The following is a 14,830-nucleotide window of genomic DNA, read 5'->3' as shown; positions in this document are numbered from 1 at the left end:
TCAGCGCGTCTCGGCGACCAGGGCGGCGAAGCGGGCGAAGGTGATGTTGCCTGGCACGGTGCGGGTGCCGAAGACGAAGCTGGGGGTGGAGGTGACGTTGTGCTCCTGCTGCCCGGCCACGCGCGCGGCCAGGATGGCGCGCGCCAGCGCCTGGTCGGCCAGGACTTCATCGTATTTCGGGCGCGACATGCCGGCCAGCGCCGCCACCTTGAACAGCTCCTCCCGCGGGTCGCCACCACGATTGAAGGCCCAGCGGTCCTGTGTGGACATCAGGGTGGAGATGAAGGGCTCATAGCGCTCCGGCGGCAGGCTGCGGGCGACGGCGGAGGCGGCGAGCGCCAGCCCGTCCAGCGGGAAGTCGCGGAACACCATCCGCACGCGGCCGGATTCGATCAGCTCGGACTTCACCCGCGGATAGGTTTCGCGGTGGAAGGCGGCGCAATGGCCGCAGGTGAGGGAGAAATATTCGATCACGGTCACCGGCGCCTCGGCGCGGCCGGCGCTACGCTCCGCCATGCGCGGGTCGTCGGTGGCCAGCGGCGCGGGGGCCGGCGCCGCGCCTTGGGCCAAGGCAGCACCGGGGGCCAGAAAAGCACCGGGGGCCAGAAAAGCACCGGGCAGCAGGCCGGCGGTGAGGGTCAGGATGGTACGGCGGTCGAGCATCAGGAAGGCTCCCCGAAAGGACTGGTTCAACGCTTTCGATATACGCCGAGGGCCAGCTTTGCCAGGGCATCGCGCAATTCGCCCGCCGGCATCTCCGCCAGCCGCGCCTCCACCGGGGCGGGAAGTTGGACCGGCTTGGGCTTTGGGGCGGCGCGGGGCGCGCCGGACGGGGCCTGCTGGACGAAGCGCAGGCGTTCCACCGCCACGCGGCCGAAATGCGCGTTGATCCGGGCGATCAGCTCCGGCGCCAGGTGCTGCAATTCCATCGCCACCGGGCCGGAACAGGCCAAGGTCAGCGTGCCGCTGGTTACCCGCAGCGGCTGGGTGGTGGTGGCCAGCGCGGGGCCGACAATGGCGGGCCAATCGGCCATGAGCTGCGCGCCGGCCGGGCTGCGTTTGCGGAAGGCGGGGCGGGTCAGCCGCGGAATCAGCGATGACAGCGGCAGGGGGGCTGTCGGAAATCGTCGCTGATCGCCATCCTGCGCCACGCGTGAACCCTCCCCTTCCCGAACCTGAACTGCTGCTGGCCTGGTATGACCGCCATCGCCGGGTGCTGCCCTGGCGGGACGACAGCCAGCCCGATCCCTACCGGGTCTGGCTGTCCGAGGTGATGCTGCAGCAGACCACGGTCGCCGCGGTCGGCCCCCGCTATACACGATTCCTGGCCCGTTTTCCCGATGTCCATGCGCTGGCCCGTGCGGAGTGGGCGGAGGTGGCGGAGGAATGGGCCGGGCTGGGCTACTACGCCCGCGCGCGCAACCTGCATGCCGGCGCCAAGGCGCTGGCGACACGGGGTTTTCCACGCACGATGGAGGCTCTGCGCGCGATTCCCGGCATAGGCCCCTATACCGCCGCCGCCGTCGCCGCCATCGCCTTCCAGGAACCGGTGGTGCCGGCGGATGGCAATGTGGAGCGGGTGACCGCCCGGGTGTGCCGGGTGGAGGTGCCGCTGCCGGCCGCCAAGAAGCAGCTTTCGGCACTCGCCCAGGGCTGGATGGCGGCGCCGGCGGCCCGCGCCAGGCCGGGGGATTTCGCCCAGGCGCTGTTCGACCTGGGCGCCACCATCTGCACCCCGCGTAACCCAACCTGCGCGCTGTGTCCCTGGCGGGGCGGTTGCGTCGCGCAGGCGGCGGGCGTGCAGGCCGAACTGCCGCGCAAGATGCCGAGGGCCGCGCGACCCACCCGCCATGGCACGCATTTCCTGCTGCAGGATGCGCGCGGCCTGGTGCTGGTGCGGCGCCGGGCGGAGACGGGCCTGCTGGGCGGCATGCTGGAAATCCCCGGCACGCCCTGGCGCGCGGAGGCCTGGACGGAGGCCGAGGCGCTGGCCCACGCCCCCCTCACCGGCCTGCGCTGGCGCGCGCTGGACGGGGTGGCGCGGCACGGCTTCACCCATTTCGAACTGCGGATGGCCCTTCTCGCTACCCGCCTTCCCGGCACGGCGGAGGTGCCCGGCCATGCCTGGATGGACCTCGAATCCGCGCGCACCGCGATGCCGAGCGTGATGCACCGGCTGCTGGCACTGTCTGGACAGGACGCGGCGCCGCGTGAGACAGGCGGCGCCGAAACGGAGGAACCCTCTCGATGACCCAGACCCTGCCCGCCGCCACCCGCAGCCGCGCCGCATCCGCCGCGCGCTTTGCCGGCATGGCGCTGCTCGGCTCCTGGCTGCTGGCGGCCTCGGCGCAGATCAGCCTGCCGATGTGGCCGGTGCCGGCCACCTTGCAGAGCCTGGTTGTGCTGCTGCTCGGCGCGCTGGGCGGCCCGGCGGCAGGCTTTGCCGCGGTTGCGGCCTATCTGGCGCAGGGCGTGATGGGGCTGCCGGTGTTCGCCAATGGCGCGGCGGGGCCGGCGGCGCTGGTCGGGCCGACGGGCGGCTACCTGATCGGCTTCGCACTGGCCGCCTGGCTGGCGGGCTTCGCGCGCGGCCAGGGCTTTGCGCGGCAGGCGGTGGTGCTGCTGGCAGCGCATCTTTTGCTGTTCGTGCCGGGCCTCGCCTGGCTGGCGGGGTATGTCGGCCTGGCGCGCGCCTTCGAGGTCGGCTTCCTGCTGTTCGTGCCCGGCACGCTGGTGAAGACCGCGCTGGCCCTGGCGCTGCTGCGGGCGCTGGCGCGGCGCTGAGCCGCGCCTCAGCCCCCTTGGGCGGCGATTTCCTGACGGAATTCGTCGATCAGCCGCAGCCGGCCGTCGCGGGTCTCGATATGCCAGAAGGTCCAGCCATTGCAGGATGGCGCCGTCTGTAGCGCGGCGCCGACCTTGTGGATCGACCCCGTGGCGGCGCCGCAGCGCAGCGTGGCATCGGCGCCCACCGTGGCGCGCCAGCGGCGGTTGCGGTCCACCAGCGTGCTGCCGGCCGGCACCAGGCCGCGTTCCACCAGCACCCCGAAGGCGATGCGCGGCTGTTCCCGCTTGCTCGGCAGGGACAGCGCCGCACCCTCATCCATCGGCTCCACCAGCCGCAGCCGTTCCTCGGAGGCGGCCTTGTAGAGCGGGTCCTGCTCGATGCCGATATAGCGCCGGCCGAGCCGCTTGGCCGCCGCCGCCGTGGTACCGGTGCCGGAGAAGGGGTCCAGCACCACCTCCCCAGCCGTGGTGCAGGCCAGCAGCACGCGGTGCAGCAGCGCTTCCGGCTTCTGGGTGGGGTGCAGCTTGGCGCCATCCTCCCCGCGTAGGCGCTCACCGCCGGTACACAGGGGAAAATACCAGTCGCTGCGCATCTGCACGTCGTCGTTCAGCGACTTCATGGCGGCGTAGTTGAAGCGGTAGCGGGATTCAGGGCCACGCGCCGCCCAGATCATCGTCTCATGCGCGTTGGTGAAGCGGCGGCCCCGGAAATTCGGCATCGGGTTGGCCTTGCGCCAGACCACGTCGTTCAGGATCCAGTAACCCAGATCCTGCATCGCCGCGCCGAGGCGGAACACGTTGTGATAGCTGCCGATCACCCACATCGTGCCGTCCTTGCGCAGCACGCGGCGGCATTCGGTCATCCATTCGCGGGTGAAGGCATCATAGGCGGCGAAGCTGGCGAACTGGTCCCAGGCATCATCCACGCCATCCACCAGGCTGTCATCCGGCCGCCGCAGCTCGCCCTTGAGCTGCAGGTTATAGGGCGGGTCGGCGAAGATCATGTGCACCGAGGCCGGTGGCAGGCGCTTGAGCGTGGCGATGCAATCGCCGAGCAGCACCTCGTCCAGCGGCAGGTCTAGTCCCGTCCCCATCGTTTCGCCACACACCCCGCCGAGTCGCAGCCGGCAACATGCGCGGCACGGAGTCGCGGCGTCAACCGAGGTGGTGCCCGCAAGGCGCTGATAAAGGGAAGATCAGCCCGCCAGGGCCGGTTGCAGCGGCAGCCAGGCCTGGTCCACCGGCGCGAAACCACGCCGGTGATGCGGCGTCGGGCCGAGGCGTGCCAGGCACTCGCGGTGTTCCGGCGTCGGGTATCCCTGGTGGCGGGCGAACCCCCAGGCGGGGAGGCGGCGGTCCAGCCGCGCCATCGCCCGGTCCCGCGTGACCTTCGCCAGGATCGAGGCGGCGGCGATGGACAGGCTCAGCGCATCCCCGCCGATGACGCAGCGGAAGCCGCGCGACGGGGCCTGGCGCGGCAGGCTCGGCGCCATGTTGCCGTCGATCAGCGCCAGCTCGCAGGGCAGCCGCAGCCGCCACAGGGCGCGCGCCATGGCCAAGTGGCTGGCGCGCAGGATGTTCAGCCGGGCGATCTCCGCCACGCTGGCGGCGGCGATGGCGCAATCCATCTGGCCAAGCCGCGCGGCCTCCATCAGCGCCAGATAGGCGAGGTCGCGGCGGGCGGCGTTCAGCTTCTTGCTGTCATCGAGCAGCGCCGCGAGGGCGGCGGAGGGCGGGGTGATGAAGACCACGGCGGCAGCCAGCACTGGCCCGGCGAGTGGGCCGCGCCCAGCCTCATCCACCCCGGCGACGCGCCCGCCCGCTTCCGATTCGATGCTGTAATCCGGCATGGCCACCGGCATAGCGCGCCCGGTGGAATGAGGGAATCGCCTTGGGCAACCGCGCGGCACGACGGGGCGTTCGGGACGCTCAAGCAGCGGAGTACCGACCATGCCCCAGGGCAGTTTGCAGGTGGCGGCGGACCAGGTGGAGCCGATGCCGTTCCACATCCCCGGCGCCACGGGCGGTACCTTCCGGATCCAGATTCTGAACGAGAATGCCGCGGCGGGCGTGGTGACGACCATCGTCCACATCCCGCCCGGCGGCCGGATTCCGGCGCATCGCCACCAGGCGGGGTCCGAGATGCATTTCCTGCTGGATGGCGACCTGATCGAGGCAGGCACCGAAGTGCCGACCGGCACTTGCCTGACCCATGCCGCCGGGGTGGTGCATGGACCGCATGAGAGCCGGGACGGGGCGAGGCTGCTGACCGTGCAGAGCTGGCAATCGCATCACGGCAATTTCGACTTCGAACCAACCGAAGACGAAGCGAAGCCGCAGGGCGAGACCCAGAAGGTGGACCAGCAGGCGCAGGAATCGGCGCGCGCCGAGGCGGCCTCCCCTGACAGGCGCGGCTATAGCTGAACTACCCCGCCCGCCGCTCCGCCAGCCGCAGCGCGACACAGAGGCGGGAGAAGGCGTACCAGAAGGGGCCATGCCCCAGCGGCCCCTGCCCCGGCGCCAGGTCCGGCCCCACCGGATCACCACGGCGCAGCAGGCCGAGGCGGTTCTCGAAGCGGCCGCGCATATTCTCCAGGAACGCGCCGGTGGCCGCCATGTATTGCTCCAGCATCTCGGCGGCGATCTCGATCTCGGCCATCGGCCGGCCCTCGGTGGTCAGCACCTTGAGCGCGCGGCTATCGGCCGCGAGCGCGATGTGCAGCCGGTGCAGCTCGGCCAGATGGCGGGCGATGGATTGCCGCATTTCGCGGGCCTTGTCCGTATCGGTCATCTTCGTTGCCTCCGCCGGGCAGCCTGCGCGTGCAGGTGTTGCGAAGGGGTTACCGCCAGCCCCAGATGGCGAAGACGCGGTGCGGGATCGGCAGCGGGTCCTGAGCGAATCGAGAATCCAGCATCGCGGCGAGTTCCGCATCGAAGCGCGCGACCGCCGCACCGTCCAGCGCGCCACCGATGCCGGCGGAGGCGCGAATGCGGCCGCGCCAATCCTCCCGGCTGTACAGCGCCGCATGGTCAAAGCCGGCGAAGCCGATATCCCGGAACCCGGCCAAAGCGAGGTCGCTGGCCCAGGCCGGGTAGAAGCCGGTACCGCGGCCCATGCGCCAATGCGGGTTGTGCGCCTCGATCAGCCATTCGGTGGCGTGGGCGACGTTGCCGGGCAGCGGAATCCAGTCGTGATGGCAGATCAGCAGGGCGCCGCCGGGGCGCAGCACGCGCCTCGCCTCGGCCGCCGCCAGGCCACGGTCGAACCAGTGCCAGGCCTGGCCGGCGGCGACCAGGTCGAAGGTCTCGGCAGGCTGGTCGGTGCGTTCGGCAATGCCCTCGGCGAAACGGGCGCGATCGGCCAGGCCCTGGTCCTGCGCCAGGCGCGTGGCGGCGGCGACCTGGCCGGGGGCGGGGTCGAGGCCCAGCACATGCGCGCCGCGTGCCGCCAGTCCTCGGGCCAGCGCGCCAGTGCCGGTGCCGAGGTCCAGTGCGCGGAGGCCGGGGCGCAGCAGGCGGTGATGGGTGAGCAGGTCGTACAGCCCGTCCGGAAAGCCCTGGCGGTGGCGGGCGTAGTCGGCGCTGGTCAGGGACCAATCCGGGCGGCTCATCTGGGGCGTTTCCTGATGGCGAGCAGGTCTTCGGCGGTATCGACATCCCGCAACCGGCGCAGCAGGGCGATGCGGCGACCTTGGAAATTGGCGAGCGTATCCGCCAGGGCGTGGCGGGTGGACCAGCGCACGCTGGCGAAGGGATCTTGGGGGCGGCGCGGTCCGAAGCCGACCAGCCAGTAGCCGCCATCCTCCGCCGGGCCGAACACCGCCTGCGCCCGGCCGAGCGCCCGGAAAGCCGCGGCGATATCGGCGGCACCGATGCCCGGGATGTCGCTGCCCACCAGCACCACGCGGCGATGCGGTGCCATGGCGCGGGCCATGCGCTGGCCGAGATCGCCATGCCCCTGCGGCCGCACCGCCACCTTGCGTGGCCAGCGGGCGCGGGCACGGTCCGGTGTGGCGATGATGCGCGTGGTCCAGCGCCGGTCCCGCGCCACGGCGCCGAGCAGGGCGGCGAGTTGGCCGCGATAGAAGCGCAAAGTCGCCATGGCGCCGATGCCGCGGGCCAGCCGGCGCTTCAGCGTGCCGAGCCGCGGCGCGCGGGCGAAGACCAGCAGCGTATCCCCCCTCATCCGCGCCATCGTCCCGAGTAGATCCGCGCTATGATGCCGGGCGGGACGCCGATGTAATAGAGGCCAAGGCAAGTCAGGTTGCGGGCCGAGCGCCGCAGATACCCGTCCCGCCGCCAGCGCGCCGCGCTGGTGATGGCATCCACCGGTATCTCGGCCAGGCGGGCGCGGCCGAGGCGGCGGGCGAGGTCCACATCCTCCATCAGCGGCAACGGGCGCATGCCGCCGATGGCGGCCAGCAGGTCGCGGTGGATCAACAAGCCCTGGTCGCCATAGGGCAGGCCGAGGCTGCGGCAGCGCCAGGCGACGGCGCGTTCCAGCCGGCGGGCCTGCGGGCTGTCATCATCCAGCGCGAAACGGAAATAGTGTGCGCGGCCGGGATCGGCCATGGCGGCGCGGACCGCTTCCGCCCAGCCGGGCGCCAGGTGCGTATCGGCATGCAGCAGCAGCAGCCAGGGGCCAGTCGCGGCCGCGATGCCGGCGGCCAACTGGCCGCCACGACCACGCGGGGCGTGCAGCAGGCGCGCGGCTTTGGCGGCTTCAGCCGTACCGTCGGTGCTGCCGCCATCCACCACCAGCACCTCCGCCGGCGCGTCGCCCAGGGCGGCGAGCGTGGCGGGCAGGCTGGCGGCGGCGTTGAGCGCCGGAATGACGACCGAGAGCCCCTTTGGCGAAAGCCCGCCTATTCGCATTTTGTTCTTGACGGCCCGGGGCCATCCGGCTTGAGATGCATGAGAACAAACCGCGAATGAGGATCGGACGATGCCGGATGGAGGAGCTATCGCGATGCCCTCCCTCGCCCGCAAGGGGCGCGGGGCCGTTACCAACCCGGGCGTCCGGTATGAGACCACGCATGCCGAGCTGTACGATGATGGCTGGGGCACGCTGGATACGGACTTCGCCGCGCTGCCGCCGCTGGCGACCACGCTGACGCAGGACCACGCTCGCAGCGCCCTGTCCTGGAACGACAGCCCCGATCTCGGCTTCGACCGGTCCCTGAACCCCTATCGCGGCTGCGAGCATGGTTGCGTGTACTGCTACGCGCGGCCCGCGCACGCCTATGTCGGCATGTCGCCGGGGCTCGATTTCGAAACCAAGCTGATGTTCAAGCCGAACCTGCCGGAGCTGCTGGAGAAGGAGCTTTCGAAGCGCGGCTATGAGGCGAAGCCGGTGGCGCTGGGGGCGAATACCGACCCCTACCAGCCGGTGGAACGCACGCTCGGCATCACGCGCCGGGTGCTGGAGGTGCTGGAACGCTTCGGCCATCCGGTGACCATCGTCACCAAGGGCGCGCTGGTGCTGCGGGACCTGGATATCCTGAAGCGCCTGGCCGCGCGCAACCTGGTGCATGTGTGCCTGTCCGTCACCACGCTCGACATGAAGCTGGCGCGCGTGATGGAACCCCGCGCGGCCAACCCGCTGAAACGGCTGGCGGCGGTGACGGAGCTGGCGAAGGCCGGCGTGCCCGTGGGCGTGCTGGCGGCGCCGATGATCCCCGGCCTGAACGACATGGAGATGGAGCGCATCCTGGAAGCCGCGGCCAGCGCCGGCGCCAGCCATGCCGGCTATGTGCTGCTGCGCCTGCCGCTGGAGATCAAGGACATGTTCGAGGCCTGGCTGCGCGAACACCACCCGGATCGTGCCGCCCGCGTGCTGGCGCTGGTGCGGGAAACCCGCGGCGGGCGCCTGTACGATGCCCGCTTCGGCCAGCGCCAGACCGGCAGCGGCCCCTATGCGGAGCTGCTGGCCCAGCGTTTCCGGCTCGCGCTGCGCCGGCATGGGCTGGATGGGCGCAAGACCATGCGCGGGTCGCTGGATTGCAGCCAGTTCCAGGCGCCCCGCGCGCCGGCGCGGCAGATGGAGCTGCTGTAGCCGCTACATCCGCCGCATCGGCACCCGTTCCGTCGTCGCCCATTCCGGCCAGCCGATGTAGCGCTCCACCAGCACCAGCGCGGTGGCTGCGACCAGCACCACGATGATGATCTGCACGGTGCGCCAGGAGGGCGGATGACGCAGCCACTGCGTCATCAGGAACAGGGCGCGGGTGAAGGGGTCCATTTAAGGCCTTTTCTTCTGCCGCATTTTCCGAGTCGTCCGGCGAAGCCGCCGGACTTGAAAATGCTCTACCCGTTGGTCGGCACGCCGAGGCGCCGCGCAACCTGCAGGATGCTCTCCCAGGTGTCGGGCTGCAGCGGCACGCCGTTGGCCAGGCGATCGGCGCGGGTCTGCGCTTCCTTGTCGCCGGGGGCGAGCACCGGGCTGGCCGGGTCGGCCGGCGCCGTCTCCATCACCCAGTCGACATAGGCGCGGCCGGTGGCCTCGAACTCCGCCTGAGTGCCGAAATGGGAAGGGGAGACGTAGAAGCTCAACATGCCATTGGCGATGCGTCCGCGCGCCTCGATGGGGCCGGAGGTGCCGCCGCCGGTCAGCGCGCCGGCCAGCATCTCGCACATGAAGGCCAGGCCGCTGCCCTTGTGCTCGCCGAAGGCACGAATCGCGCCCTTGCCGTTGGAGGGGTTGCGTGGGCCGATCTGCGGGTAGTCGCCATACAGCGTGTGCGGGTCGGCGGAGAGCGTGCCATCCGGCTCGATCAGCGCATCATGCGACAATTCCTTGCCGCCATTCGACGCCACCAGCACCTTGCCTTCCGCCACCAGGGAGGTCGCGAAATCCAGGATCAGCGGGCGGCCTGGCAGCGGCACGCCGACGCTGAAGGGGGCGGTGGAGAACCGCCGCTCCACCCCGCCAAAGGGCGCTACCAGCACGCTGCCGGCGACATTGACGAAATGCACGGAGATCAGCCCCGCCGCGATCGCCTTCTCGGAGTATTCGCCAACCCGGCCGATATGCCCGGCATTGCGCAGGCCGACCACGGCGATGCCGTGCTGCAGGGCGCGGGCGATGCCGAGCTCCACCGCCTGGGGGGCCACCGTCTGGCCGAAGCCGAACTTGCCATCGAGCAGCGCGAAGCAGCCGCCATCGGTGACGACCTCCGCCGTCTGGCCCTTCAGCACGAAGCCGGATTCCAGCCATTCCACGTAGCGCGGCACCCGCGCCACGCCGTGGCTGTCGTGGCCGGCGAGATTGGCGCCCAGCAGATGCGTGCTGATGCGCGTGGCCTCGGCGCCGTCGCAGCCCGCGGCGCCAAAGATCTTCGTCACCACGGCTTCGAGCGCCGGGGCGGGCACATTCACATATTCGGCGGCCATGCTGTCTCTCGGATGTTCTTCCGCCGATCACTCTAGGCCCGGGACGCGGCTTCGGGAACCTACAGGACCCGGCCGCTTTCCACATCGATCAGGTGCATGTGATTAAGGTCGGCGGCCAGATCCATCGGCCGGCCCGGCTCGGCCGGTGTGGTCGGGTCGATGCGGGCGCAGATCTCGGCGCCCTGCATCCAGAAATGCACCAGCGTCTCCATGCCCATCGGCTCGATCACCTCCGGCGTCACCTCGAAGACCGCAATGTTGTCGCGGTCGAGGTTTTTCGGCTCGGTCAGGTGCTCCGGCCGGATGCCGAAGATCATCTCCCGCCCCACGGAACCCTGGTAGCGCGCGGTGCGGTCGGCCGGCACCGGCAGGACGATGTTGTTGGGCAGGGTCACGCGCAACGCGCCGGAGCCGTTCTCCACCCGCGCCGGGAAGAAATTCATCGCCGGGCTGCCGATGAAGCCGGCGACGAAGCGCGTTTTGGGATGGTGGTACAATTCCTGCGGCGGGCCGACCTGCTCGATGATGCCGTGGTTCATCACCACCACGCGATCCGCCAGCGTCATCGCCTCGATCTGGTCGTGGGTGACATAGACGGTGGTGGTGCGGACGGTCTGATGCACCTTCTTGATCTCGGTCCGCATCTGCACGCGCAGCTTGGCATCGAGGTTGGACAGCGGCTCGTCGAACAAGAACACCTTGGGGTTGCGCACGATGGCGCGGCCCATGGCCACGCGCTGCCGCTGGCCGCCGGACAGCGCCTTCGGCTTGCGCTCCAGCAGCGATTCGATGTCGAGGATGCGGGCGGCGTTGTTCACGCGCGTGGCGATCTCGGTCTTCGGGAACTTCCGCAACGTCAGGCCGAAGGCCATGTTCTCGTACACCGACATGTGCGGGTACAGCGCGTAGTTCTGGAACACCATGGCGATGTCGCGGTCGCGCGGCGGAATGTCGTTCACCACCGTGCCGCCGATGGCGATCTCGCCGGAGGTGATTTCCTCCAGACCCGCGATCATGCGCAGCGTGGTGGACTTGCCGCAGCCGGAGGGGCCGACCAGCACGCAGAATTCGTGATCCGCGATCTCAAGGTCGATGCCCTTCACCGCCTGGACATTGCCCTCATAGGCTTTGACCACCTTGCGGACCGAAACCTCAGCCATGTCGGAACCCCTACAAGTCAGGCGGGAACGCCTGACGCCTCGGACAATGGGAATGAACAGCTGGCCGGACCCGATGCGCCGTGCCGCGCACGGCGCATCGGCCCTAACCCTTGGTTGCGCCGGCGGTGAGGCCAGCGATGTAGTAGTCCATCAGGAAGGCGTAGATCACCACCGGCGGCAGCGCCGCGACCAGCGCGCCGGCCATGATCTGACCCCAGGCGAAGGTATCCGCGCGCACGAGCTGGGAGACGACGCCGATGGTGAGCGGCATCTGGTCCGGCGTGGTGACGAAGGCGGTCGGATAGACGAAGGCGGCCCAGGATACGGTGAAGGCGAAGATTGTCGCGGCGATGATCCCGGGCAGCGCCACGGGGATGAAGATGCGAAGCAGCATCTGCGACCAGGACGCGCCATCGATCAGCGCCGCCTCGTCCAGTTCCTTCGGGATGGAGGCGAAGTAGCCGATCATGATCCAGGTGCAGAACGGCACCGTCAGCGTCGGATAGACCAGGATCAGGCCCCAGATCGAGTTCAGCAGGCCGAGCCCACCGACGATCTGGTACAGCGGAATGAACAGTAGCGTGTCCGGCACCAGGTAGGTCAAGAACACGCCGGTCGCCAGCGCCTGGCTGCCGAAGAAGCGCATCCGCGCCAGGGCGAAGGCGGCCAGGATGGAGATCACCATGGTCAGCGCAACGACGCAGATGGTGATGACGATGCTGTTGAACATGAAGCGCTGGAACAGCGGATTGAAGATGATGGCGCTGTAGTTCTCCAGCGTCGGGTCGCGCACCAGCCAGGGGCTGCCGATCTGGCTGGCGATCTCGCCGCTGCCCTTCAGGCTGGTGACGAACATGTAGAAGGGCGGCGCGAGGAAGATGATGGCGGCGAAGACCAGGGAGATATACGCCGTCCACAACGCCCAGCGCCGTTCCTTCGAAAGACTGCCGGCCAGGTGGTAGATGCCCTTCGGGGCCTCGCCTGCGGTGCTGGCCGACATCACATCTGCTCCTTGTTGCGCCGGGTGACGCTGCGCAGCACGAAGAAGGCGCAGAGGGCGAGGATCGGGAACATGAACAGCGACACGGCCGCACCGCGCGGGATGTTGCCGGACAGGATGCCGACCTGGAAGGCGTAGGAGGCAAACACGTGCGTCAGGTCGCGCGGCCCGCCATTGGTCAGCACGCGGACGATGTCGTAATTCGCGAAGGTGACGATCAGACTGAACAGCACGGTGATGGATATGATGTTGGCCATCATCGGCAGCGTCACGTAGCGCAGCCTCTGGAAGGATGAGGCGCCGTCGATCATCGCCGCTTCATACAACTGCTCCGGCACCGATTTCAGCGCGGCCAGGTACATGATCATGAAGAAGGGTGCGCCGATCCAGACATTGACCATGATGATGGCGATGCGCGCCCACCAATGGTGACCGAGCCACGGCACCTCCGGCACCGAGATCACGGCCAGCAGCCAGTTGATCGAGGAGTAGGAGGGATCGAACATCCACCACCAGCCGAGCGTCGACAGCGCCGGCGGAATCACCCAGGGCACCAGTAGCATGCCGCGCCATTTGCGCTGACCCTTGTCCGGGATGTGATGCAGCATGTGCGCCAGCCAGAAGCCGATGGAGGCTTTCAGCACCACCGCCGTGACGGCAAAGAAACAGGATTGGAACGCCACCATCCAGAAGGTGTCGCTCTCGAACAGCAGTTCGAAGTTCAGCGTGCCGGCAAAGGCCGTCATCCGCCGGTTCAGCGTGGACAGGTAGATGGCATAGGCAGCCGGATAGGCGACCAGGCCGATGATGATCGCCAACAGCGGCACGGTCATCAGGAAGGCGATGGTGGATCGCCTTCGCGCGAAGCGCTGCATGGCGTTGGCGCGCCCGCGGCTTCTGCTCGCCATGCCGCCCGGGGCGTGGCTGCCATCGGCTACCATGAGGATCTCCCCTGCATCCTTGCAGGCGGGCGGCTGGTGCCACCCGCCTTTCACTCACGCCACGCCGGCTTCAGCCGCCGCGGACGATGTTGGTCAACTCGCGATGCAGCCAGTCCAGCGACTGGTCGATGGTCTCGCCACCCTGGGCGATACGCGCCACCACCTTGGTGTTCAGCGCTTGCTGGTAGGCCTGCACGGCGAATTCGGCCGGCGCCGGGGCCATGGCGATGCTGGCGGTGGCGTTGTGATGCGCCCGCAGCGGGTAGTTGTAGACGGTGCCGACCGGCGGCCCTTCCTTCGCCCAGACCTCGAAGTTGTTCATGCTGACGAAGGGCGGAATGTCGTAGCCGTTGCTGGTGTTGGTCTGCTTCTCGGCGGAGGTCCGCTCAGAAAGGAATTCCAGCAGCTGCTTGGCCGGGCCCTTGTTGCGGCTGAACGACCAGATGCCCCAGAAATACGGCAGATAGGGGGTGAAGCGCCCCTCCGGTCCGGCCGGCACCGGCACGGTCCAGCACTTCTCCGCCACTTGCGGCGCATCCCGCTTGGCCACCGCCCAGGCGGAAGGCGGGTTGAAGATCAGTGCCGAACGGCCAGAGATCAGCGCCCGGTTGTTGGCGCCGTCATCCCAGGCCCAGACATCGTTCGGCAGGAAGCGGGAGAGCTTCACCAGGTATTCCACCGCGGTCTTCAGCTTGGCGTTGCCCTGGACCGTCACCTTGCCTTCGCGGTCCATCATGCTGGCACCGAAGGAGGCCAGGATGGCGCCTACCGTATCCACCGCATCGGTGAAGGACCCCATCGGAATGCCGAAGGGCACGCCGGCGGCGTGGCACTTTTCCGCCGCCGTCAGGAAGGTGTCCCAGTTCCAGGTATCGGCACCCGGGCCGCGCGTGTCGTTCGCCGGCCACATGGAACGGATATCGATGCCCGCATGCTGCTCCATCAGGTCGAAGCGCACGCAGGCCGGCTTCATCTGGGTGCCGGACACCGCCGGAATCGCCACCCACTTGCCGCGGATCTTGCCGAGATATTCCGCCGCCGCGTTCACCGGCCCGTATTTCGCGGTCAGCCGGCCCATCACGTCATCGAGCGGCTCCAGCATGTCGTACTTCGCCGCCGGCTCCCAGGTCGGGAAGGACAGGATGTCGTGGCCGGAACGCGACTGGGCCTGGGCGGCGATGGTCAGCAGGTTCTGGTTGCCGACCGAGGTGATGAAATCCACCTGCACGTTGACGCGGTTTTTCTCGCCCCATTCGGCGCAGAGTTCGCGCATCGCGCCATTGCCGGCCGGCACCCAATGGTCCCAGAAGCCGCAGCGGAGCGTGGTGGTAGGCTGCGCGTGGACCGCGGGCGCCGCGAGCGTGCCCCCCGCGACCGTGGCCAAGGCACTGGCGCGCAGAACGTCGCGCCTGGTCATCCTGTCGAATGCCATCCGAACCTCCTCCCTTGCGGCCGGTTGTCCGGTCCGCCTTTGTCCCGGTTGCAGGTTAGTCAGGCCATGACGGCGCTTGCAACCGTCCATAGCGTTGCTTCGACGATGTTTCCGTCCG

The 14,830-nt window shown here is 69.2% G+C and carries 18 protein-coding genes; 4 read left to right on the top strand and 14 right to left on the bottom strand.

All coding sequences use genetic code 11. From position 1 onward, the window contains the following. Both ACFHNC_RS17655 and ACFHNC_RS17650 read right to left on the bottom strand, forming a co-directional pair. Entirely contained in the window at positions 1 to 663 is a 663-nt protein-coding gene (locus ACFHNC_RS17655) for a DsbA family protein (RefSeq protein WP_437170554.1), read from the bottom strand. A 26-nt stretch (positions 664 to 689) separates the two neighbouring features. Continuing rightward, positions 690 to 1,151 (bottom strand): DUF721 domain-containing protein, encoded by a 462-nt coding sequence (locus ACFHNC_RS17650; RefSeq protein ID WP_437170553.1) that lies wholly within the window; start codon positions 1,149 to 1,151, stop codon positions 690 to 692. Positions 1,152 to 1,153: 2 nt separating this feature from the next. Here ACFHNC_RS17650 and ACFHNC_RS17645 point away from each other — a divergent pair, with 2 nt between their 5' ends. Together ACFHNC_RS17645 and ACFHNC_RS17640 are read left to right on the top strand one after the other, a co-directional pair. Continuing rightward, complete coding sequence (locus ACFHNC_RS17645) at positions 1,154 to 2,251, top strand: A/G-specific adenine glycosylase (RefSeq protein WP_437170552.1); 1,098 nt, start codon at positions 1,154 to 1,156, stop codon at positions 2,249 to 2,251. Further along, positions 2,248 to 2,784, top strand: coding sequence for a biotin transporter BioY (locus tag ACFHNC_RS17640; RefSeq protein WP_437170551.1), 537 nt, complete (start codon positions 2,248 to 2,250; stop codon positions 2,782 to 2,784). Before ACFHNC_RS17645 ends, ACFHNC_RS17640 begins: the two co-directional genes overlap by 4 nt. A gap of 8 nt (positions 2,785 to 2,792) precedes the next feature. Here the strand turns inward: ACFHNC_RS17640 and ACFHNC_RS17635 are convergent, their stop codons facing one another. Continuing rightward, on the bottom strand, positions 2,793 to 3,881 hold the full coding sequence (locus ACFHNC_RS17635) for a site-specific DNA-methyltransferase (RefSeq protein WP_437170550.1): 1,089 nt from the start codon (positions 3,879 to 3,881) through the stop codon (positions 2,793 to 2,795). A 102-nt stretch (positions 3,882 to 3,983) separates the two neighbouring features. Continuing rightward, the gene (locus ACFHNC_RS17630) at positions 3,984 to 4,637 is read right to left on the bottom strand and encodes a ribonuclease HII (RefSeq protein ID WP_437170549.1); all 654 of its coding nucleotides are present in this window, start codon (positions 4,635 to 4,637) and stop codon (positions 3,984 to 3,986) included. Positions 4,638 to 4,737: 100 nt separating this feature from the next. Between ACFHNC_RS17630 and ACFHNC_RS17625 the strand changes: the two genes are divergently transcribed. Beyond that, on the top strand, positions 4,738 to 5,211 hold the full coding sequence (locus ACFHNC_RS17625; protein ID WP_437170548.1) for a cupin domain-containing protein: 474 nt from the start codon (positions 4,738 to 4,740) through the stop codon (positions 5,209 to 5,211). Between the two features lies 1 nt (position 5,212). Here the strand turns inward: ACFHNC_RS17625 and ACFHNC_RS17620 are convergent, their stop codons facing one another. The 4 genes from ACFHNC_RS17620 to ACFHNC_RS17605 are packed head-to-tail and all read right to left on the bottom strand — an operon-like array spanning position 5,213 to position 7,662. Next, positions 5,213 to 5,578, bottom strand: coding sequence for a hypothetical protein (locus ACFHNC_RS17620; protein WP_437170547.1), 366 nt, complete (start codon positions 5,576 to 5,578; stop codon positions 5,213 to 5,215). Between the two features lie 49 nt (positions 5,579 to 5,627). Beyond that, complete coding sequence (locus ACFHNC_RS17615; protein WP_437170546.1) at positions 5,628 to 6,398, bottom strand: class I SAM-dependent methyltransferase; 771 nt, start codon at positions 6,396 to 6,398, stop codon at positions 5,628 to 5,630. Next, positions 6,395 to 6,973: a TIGR04282 family arsenosugar biosynthesis glycosyltransferase gene (locus ACFHNC_RS17610; RefSeq protein WP_437170545.1), complete on the bottom strand. Its 579-nt coding sequence runs from the start codon at positions 6,971 to 6,973 to the stop codon at positions 6,395 to 6,397. The genes ACFHNC_RS17615 and ACFHNC_RS17610 overlap by 4 nt, the downstream gene beginning before the upstream one ends. Beyond that, positions 6,970 to 7,662 carry a TIGR04283 family arsenosugar biosynthesis glycosyltransferase gene (locus ACFHNC_RS17605; RefSeq protein WP_437170544.1) on the bottom strand — a complete coding sequence of 231 codons (693 nt, stop codon included), beginning with the start codon at positions 7,660 to 7,662 and terminating at the stop codon, positions 6,970 to 6,972. Before ACFHNC_RS17605 ends, ACFHNC_RS17610 begins: the two co-directional genes overlap by 4 nt. A gap of 94 nt (positions 7,663 to 7,756) precedes the next feature. Here ACFHNC_RS17605 and ACFHNC_RS17600 point away from each other — a divergent pair, with 94 nt between their 5' ends. Further along, complete coding sequence (locus ACFHNC_RS17600) at positions 7,757 to 8,842, top strand: PA0069 family radical SAM protein (protein ID WP_437170543.1); 1,086 nt, start codon at positions 7,757 to 7,759, stop codon at positions 8,840 to 8,842. A gap of 3 nt (positions 8,843 to 8,845) precedes the next feature. Here the strand turns inward: ACFHNC_RS17600 and ACFHNC_RS17595 are convergent, their stop codons facing one another. The 6 genes from ACFHNC_RS17595 to ACFHNC_RS17570 form a co-directional block, all read right to left on the bottom strand. Next, positions 8,846 to 9,028, bottom strand: coding sequence for a hypothetical protein (locus ACFHNC_RS17595; protein WP_437170542.1), 183 nt, complete (start codon positions 9,026 to 9,028; stop codon positions 8,846 to 8,848). A gap of 65 nt (positions 9,029 to 9,093) precedes the next feature. Continuing rightward, positions 9,094 to 10,179: a malate/lactate/ureidoglycolate dehydrogenase gene (locus tag ACFHNC_RS17590; protein ID WP_437170541.1), complete on the bottom strand. Its 1,086-nt coding sequence runs from the start codon at positions 10,177 to 10,179 to the stop codon at positions 9,094 to 9,096. Positions 10,180 to 10,238: 59 nt separating this feature from the next. Next, entirely contained in the window at positions 10,239 to 11,339 is a 1,101-nt protein-coding gene (locus ACFHNC_RS17585) for an ABC transporter ATP-binding protein (protein ID WP_437170540.1), read from the bottom strand. A gap of 103 nt (positions 11,340 to 11,442) precedes the next feature. After that, the gene (locus tag ACFHNC_RS17580; protein WP_437170539.1) at positions 11,443 to 12,339 is read right to left on the bottom strand and encodes a carbohydrate ABC transporter permease; all 897 of its coding nucleotides are present in this window, start codon (positions 12,337 to 12,339) and stop codon (positions 11,443 to 11,445) included. Further along, positions 12,339 to 13,280: a carbohydrate ABC transporter permease gene (locus ACFHNC_RS17575; protein WP_437170538.1), complete on the bottom strand. Its 942-nt coding sequence runs from the start codon at positions 13,278 to 13,280 to the stop codon at positions 12,339 to 12,341. The genes ACFHNC_RS17580 and ACFHNC_RS17575 overlap by 1 nt, the downstream gene beginning before the upstream one ends. A 70-nt stretch (positions 13,281 to 13,350) precedes the next feature. Continuing rightward, on the bottom strand, positions 13,351 to 14,712 hold the full coding sequence (locus tag ACFHNC_RS17570) for an ABC transporter substrate-binding protein (protein ID WP_437170537.1): 1,362 nt from the start codon (positions 14,710 to 14,712) through the stop codon (positions 13,351 to 13,353). Positions 14,713 to 14,830 lie beyond the last annotated feature (118 nt).

Source organism: Falsiroseomonas sp. E2-1-a4, from assembly GCF_051433165.1.
Lineage (GTDB): Bacteria > Pseudomonadota > Alphaproteobacteria > Acetobacterales > Acetobacteraceae > Falsiroseomonas.
The sequence above is the reverse complement of the archived record's forward strand: the minus strand, read 5'-3'. Positions and strand labels throughout refer to the sequence as shown.

Bases quoted from the DNA above. Each gene is read 5' to 3' on its own strand.
- ACFHNC_RS17625 (WP_437170548.1), top strand. From the start codon at position 4,738: ATGCCCCAGGGCAGTTTGCAGGTGGCGGCGGACCAGGTGGAGCCGATG.
- ACFHNC_RS17605 (WP_437170544.1), bottom strand. From the start codon at position 7,662: ATGCGAATAGGCGGGCTTTCGCCAAAGGGGCTCTCGGTCGTCATTCCG.
- ACFHNC_RS17630 (WP_437170549.1), bottom strand. From the start codon at position 4,637: ATGCCGGATTACAGCATCGAATCGGAAGCGGGCGGGCGCGTCGCCGGG.
- ACFHNC_RS17580 (WP_437170539.1), bottom strand. From the start codon at position 12,339: ATGTCGGCCAGCACCGCAGGCGAGGCCCCGAAGGGCATCTACCACCTG.
- ACFHNC_RS17620 (WP_437170547.1), bottom strand. From the start codon at position 5,578: ATGACCGATACGGACAAGGCCCGCGAAATGCGGCAATCCATCGCCCGC.
- ACFHNC_RS17590 (WP_437170541.1), bottom strand. From the start codon at position 10,179: ATGGCCGCCGAATATGTGAATGTGCCCGCCCCGGCGCTCGAAGCCGTG.
- ACFHNC_RS17575 (WP_437170538.1), bottom strand. From the start codon at position 13,280: ATGGTAGCCGATGGCAGCCACGCCCCGGGCGGCATGGCGAGCAGAAGC.
- ACFHNC_RS17640 (WP_437170551.1), top strand. From the start codon at position 2,248: ATGACCCAGACCCTGCCCGCCGCCACCCGCAGCCGCGCCGCATCCGCC.
- ACFHNC_RS17585 (WP_437170540.1), bottom strand. From the start codon at position 11,339: ATGGCTGAGGTTTCGGTCCGCAAGGTGGTCAAAGCCTATGAGGGCAAT.
- ACFHNC_RS17655 (WP_437170554.1), bottom strand. From the start codon at position 663: ATGCTCGACCGCCGTACCATCCTGACCCTCACCGCCGGCCTGCTGCCC.
- ACFHNC_RS17570 (WP_437170537.1), bottom strand. From the start codon at position 14,712: ATGGCATTCGACAGGATGACCAGGCGCGACGTTCTGCGCGCCAGTGCC.
- ACFHNC_RS17595 (WP_437170542.1), bottom strand. From the start codon at position 9,028: ATGGACCCCTTCACCCGCGCCCTGTTCCTGATGACGCAGTGGCTGCGT.
- ACFHNC_RS17635 (WP_437170550.1), bottom strand. From the start codon at position 3,881: ATGGGGACGGGACTAGACCTGCCGCTGGACGAGGTGCTGCTCGGCGAT.
- ACFHNC_RS17600 (WP_437170543.1), top strand. From the start codon at position 7,757: ATGCCCTCCCTCGCCCGCAAGGGGCGCGGGGCCGTTACCAACCCGGGC.
- ACFHNC_RS17615 (WP_437170546.1), bottom strand. From the start codon at position 6,398: ATGAGCCGCCCGGATTGGTCCCTGACCAGCGCCGACTACGCCCGCCAC.
- ACFHNC_RS17610 (WP_437170545.1), bottom strand. From the start codon at position 6,973: ATGAGGGGGGATACGCTGCTGGTCTTCGCCCGCGCGCCGCGGCTCGGC.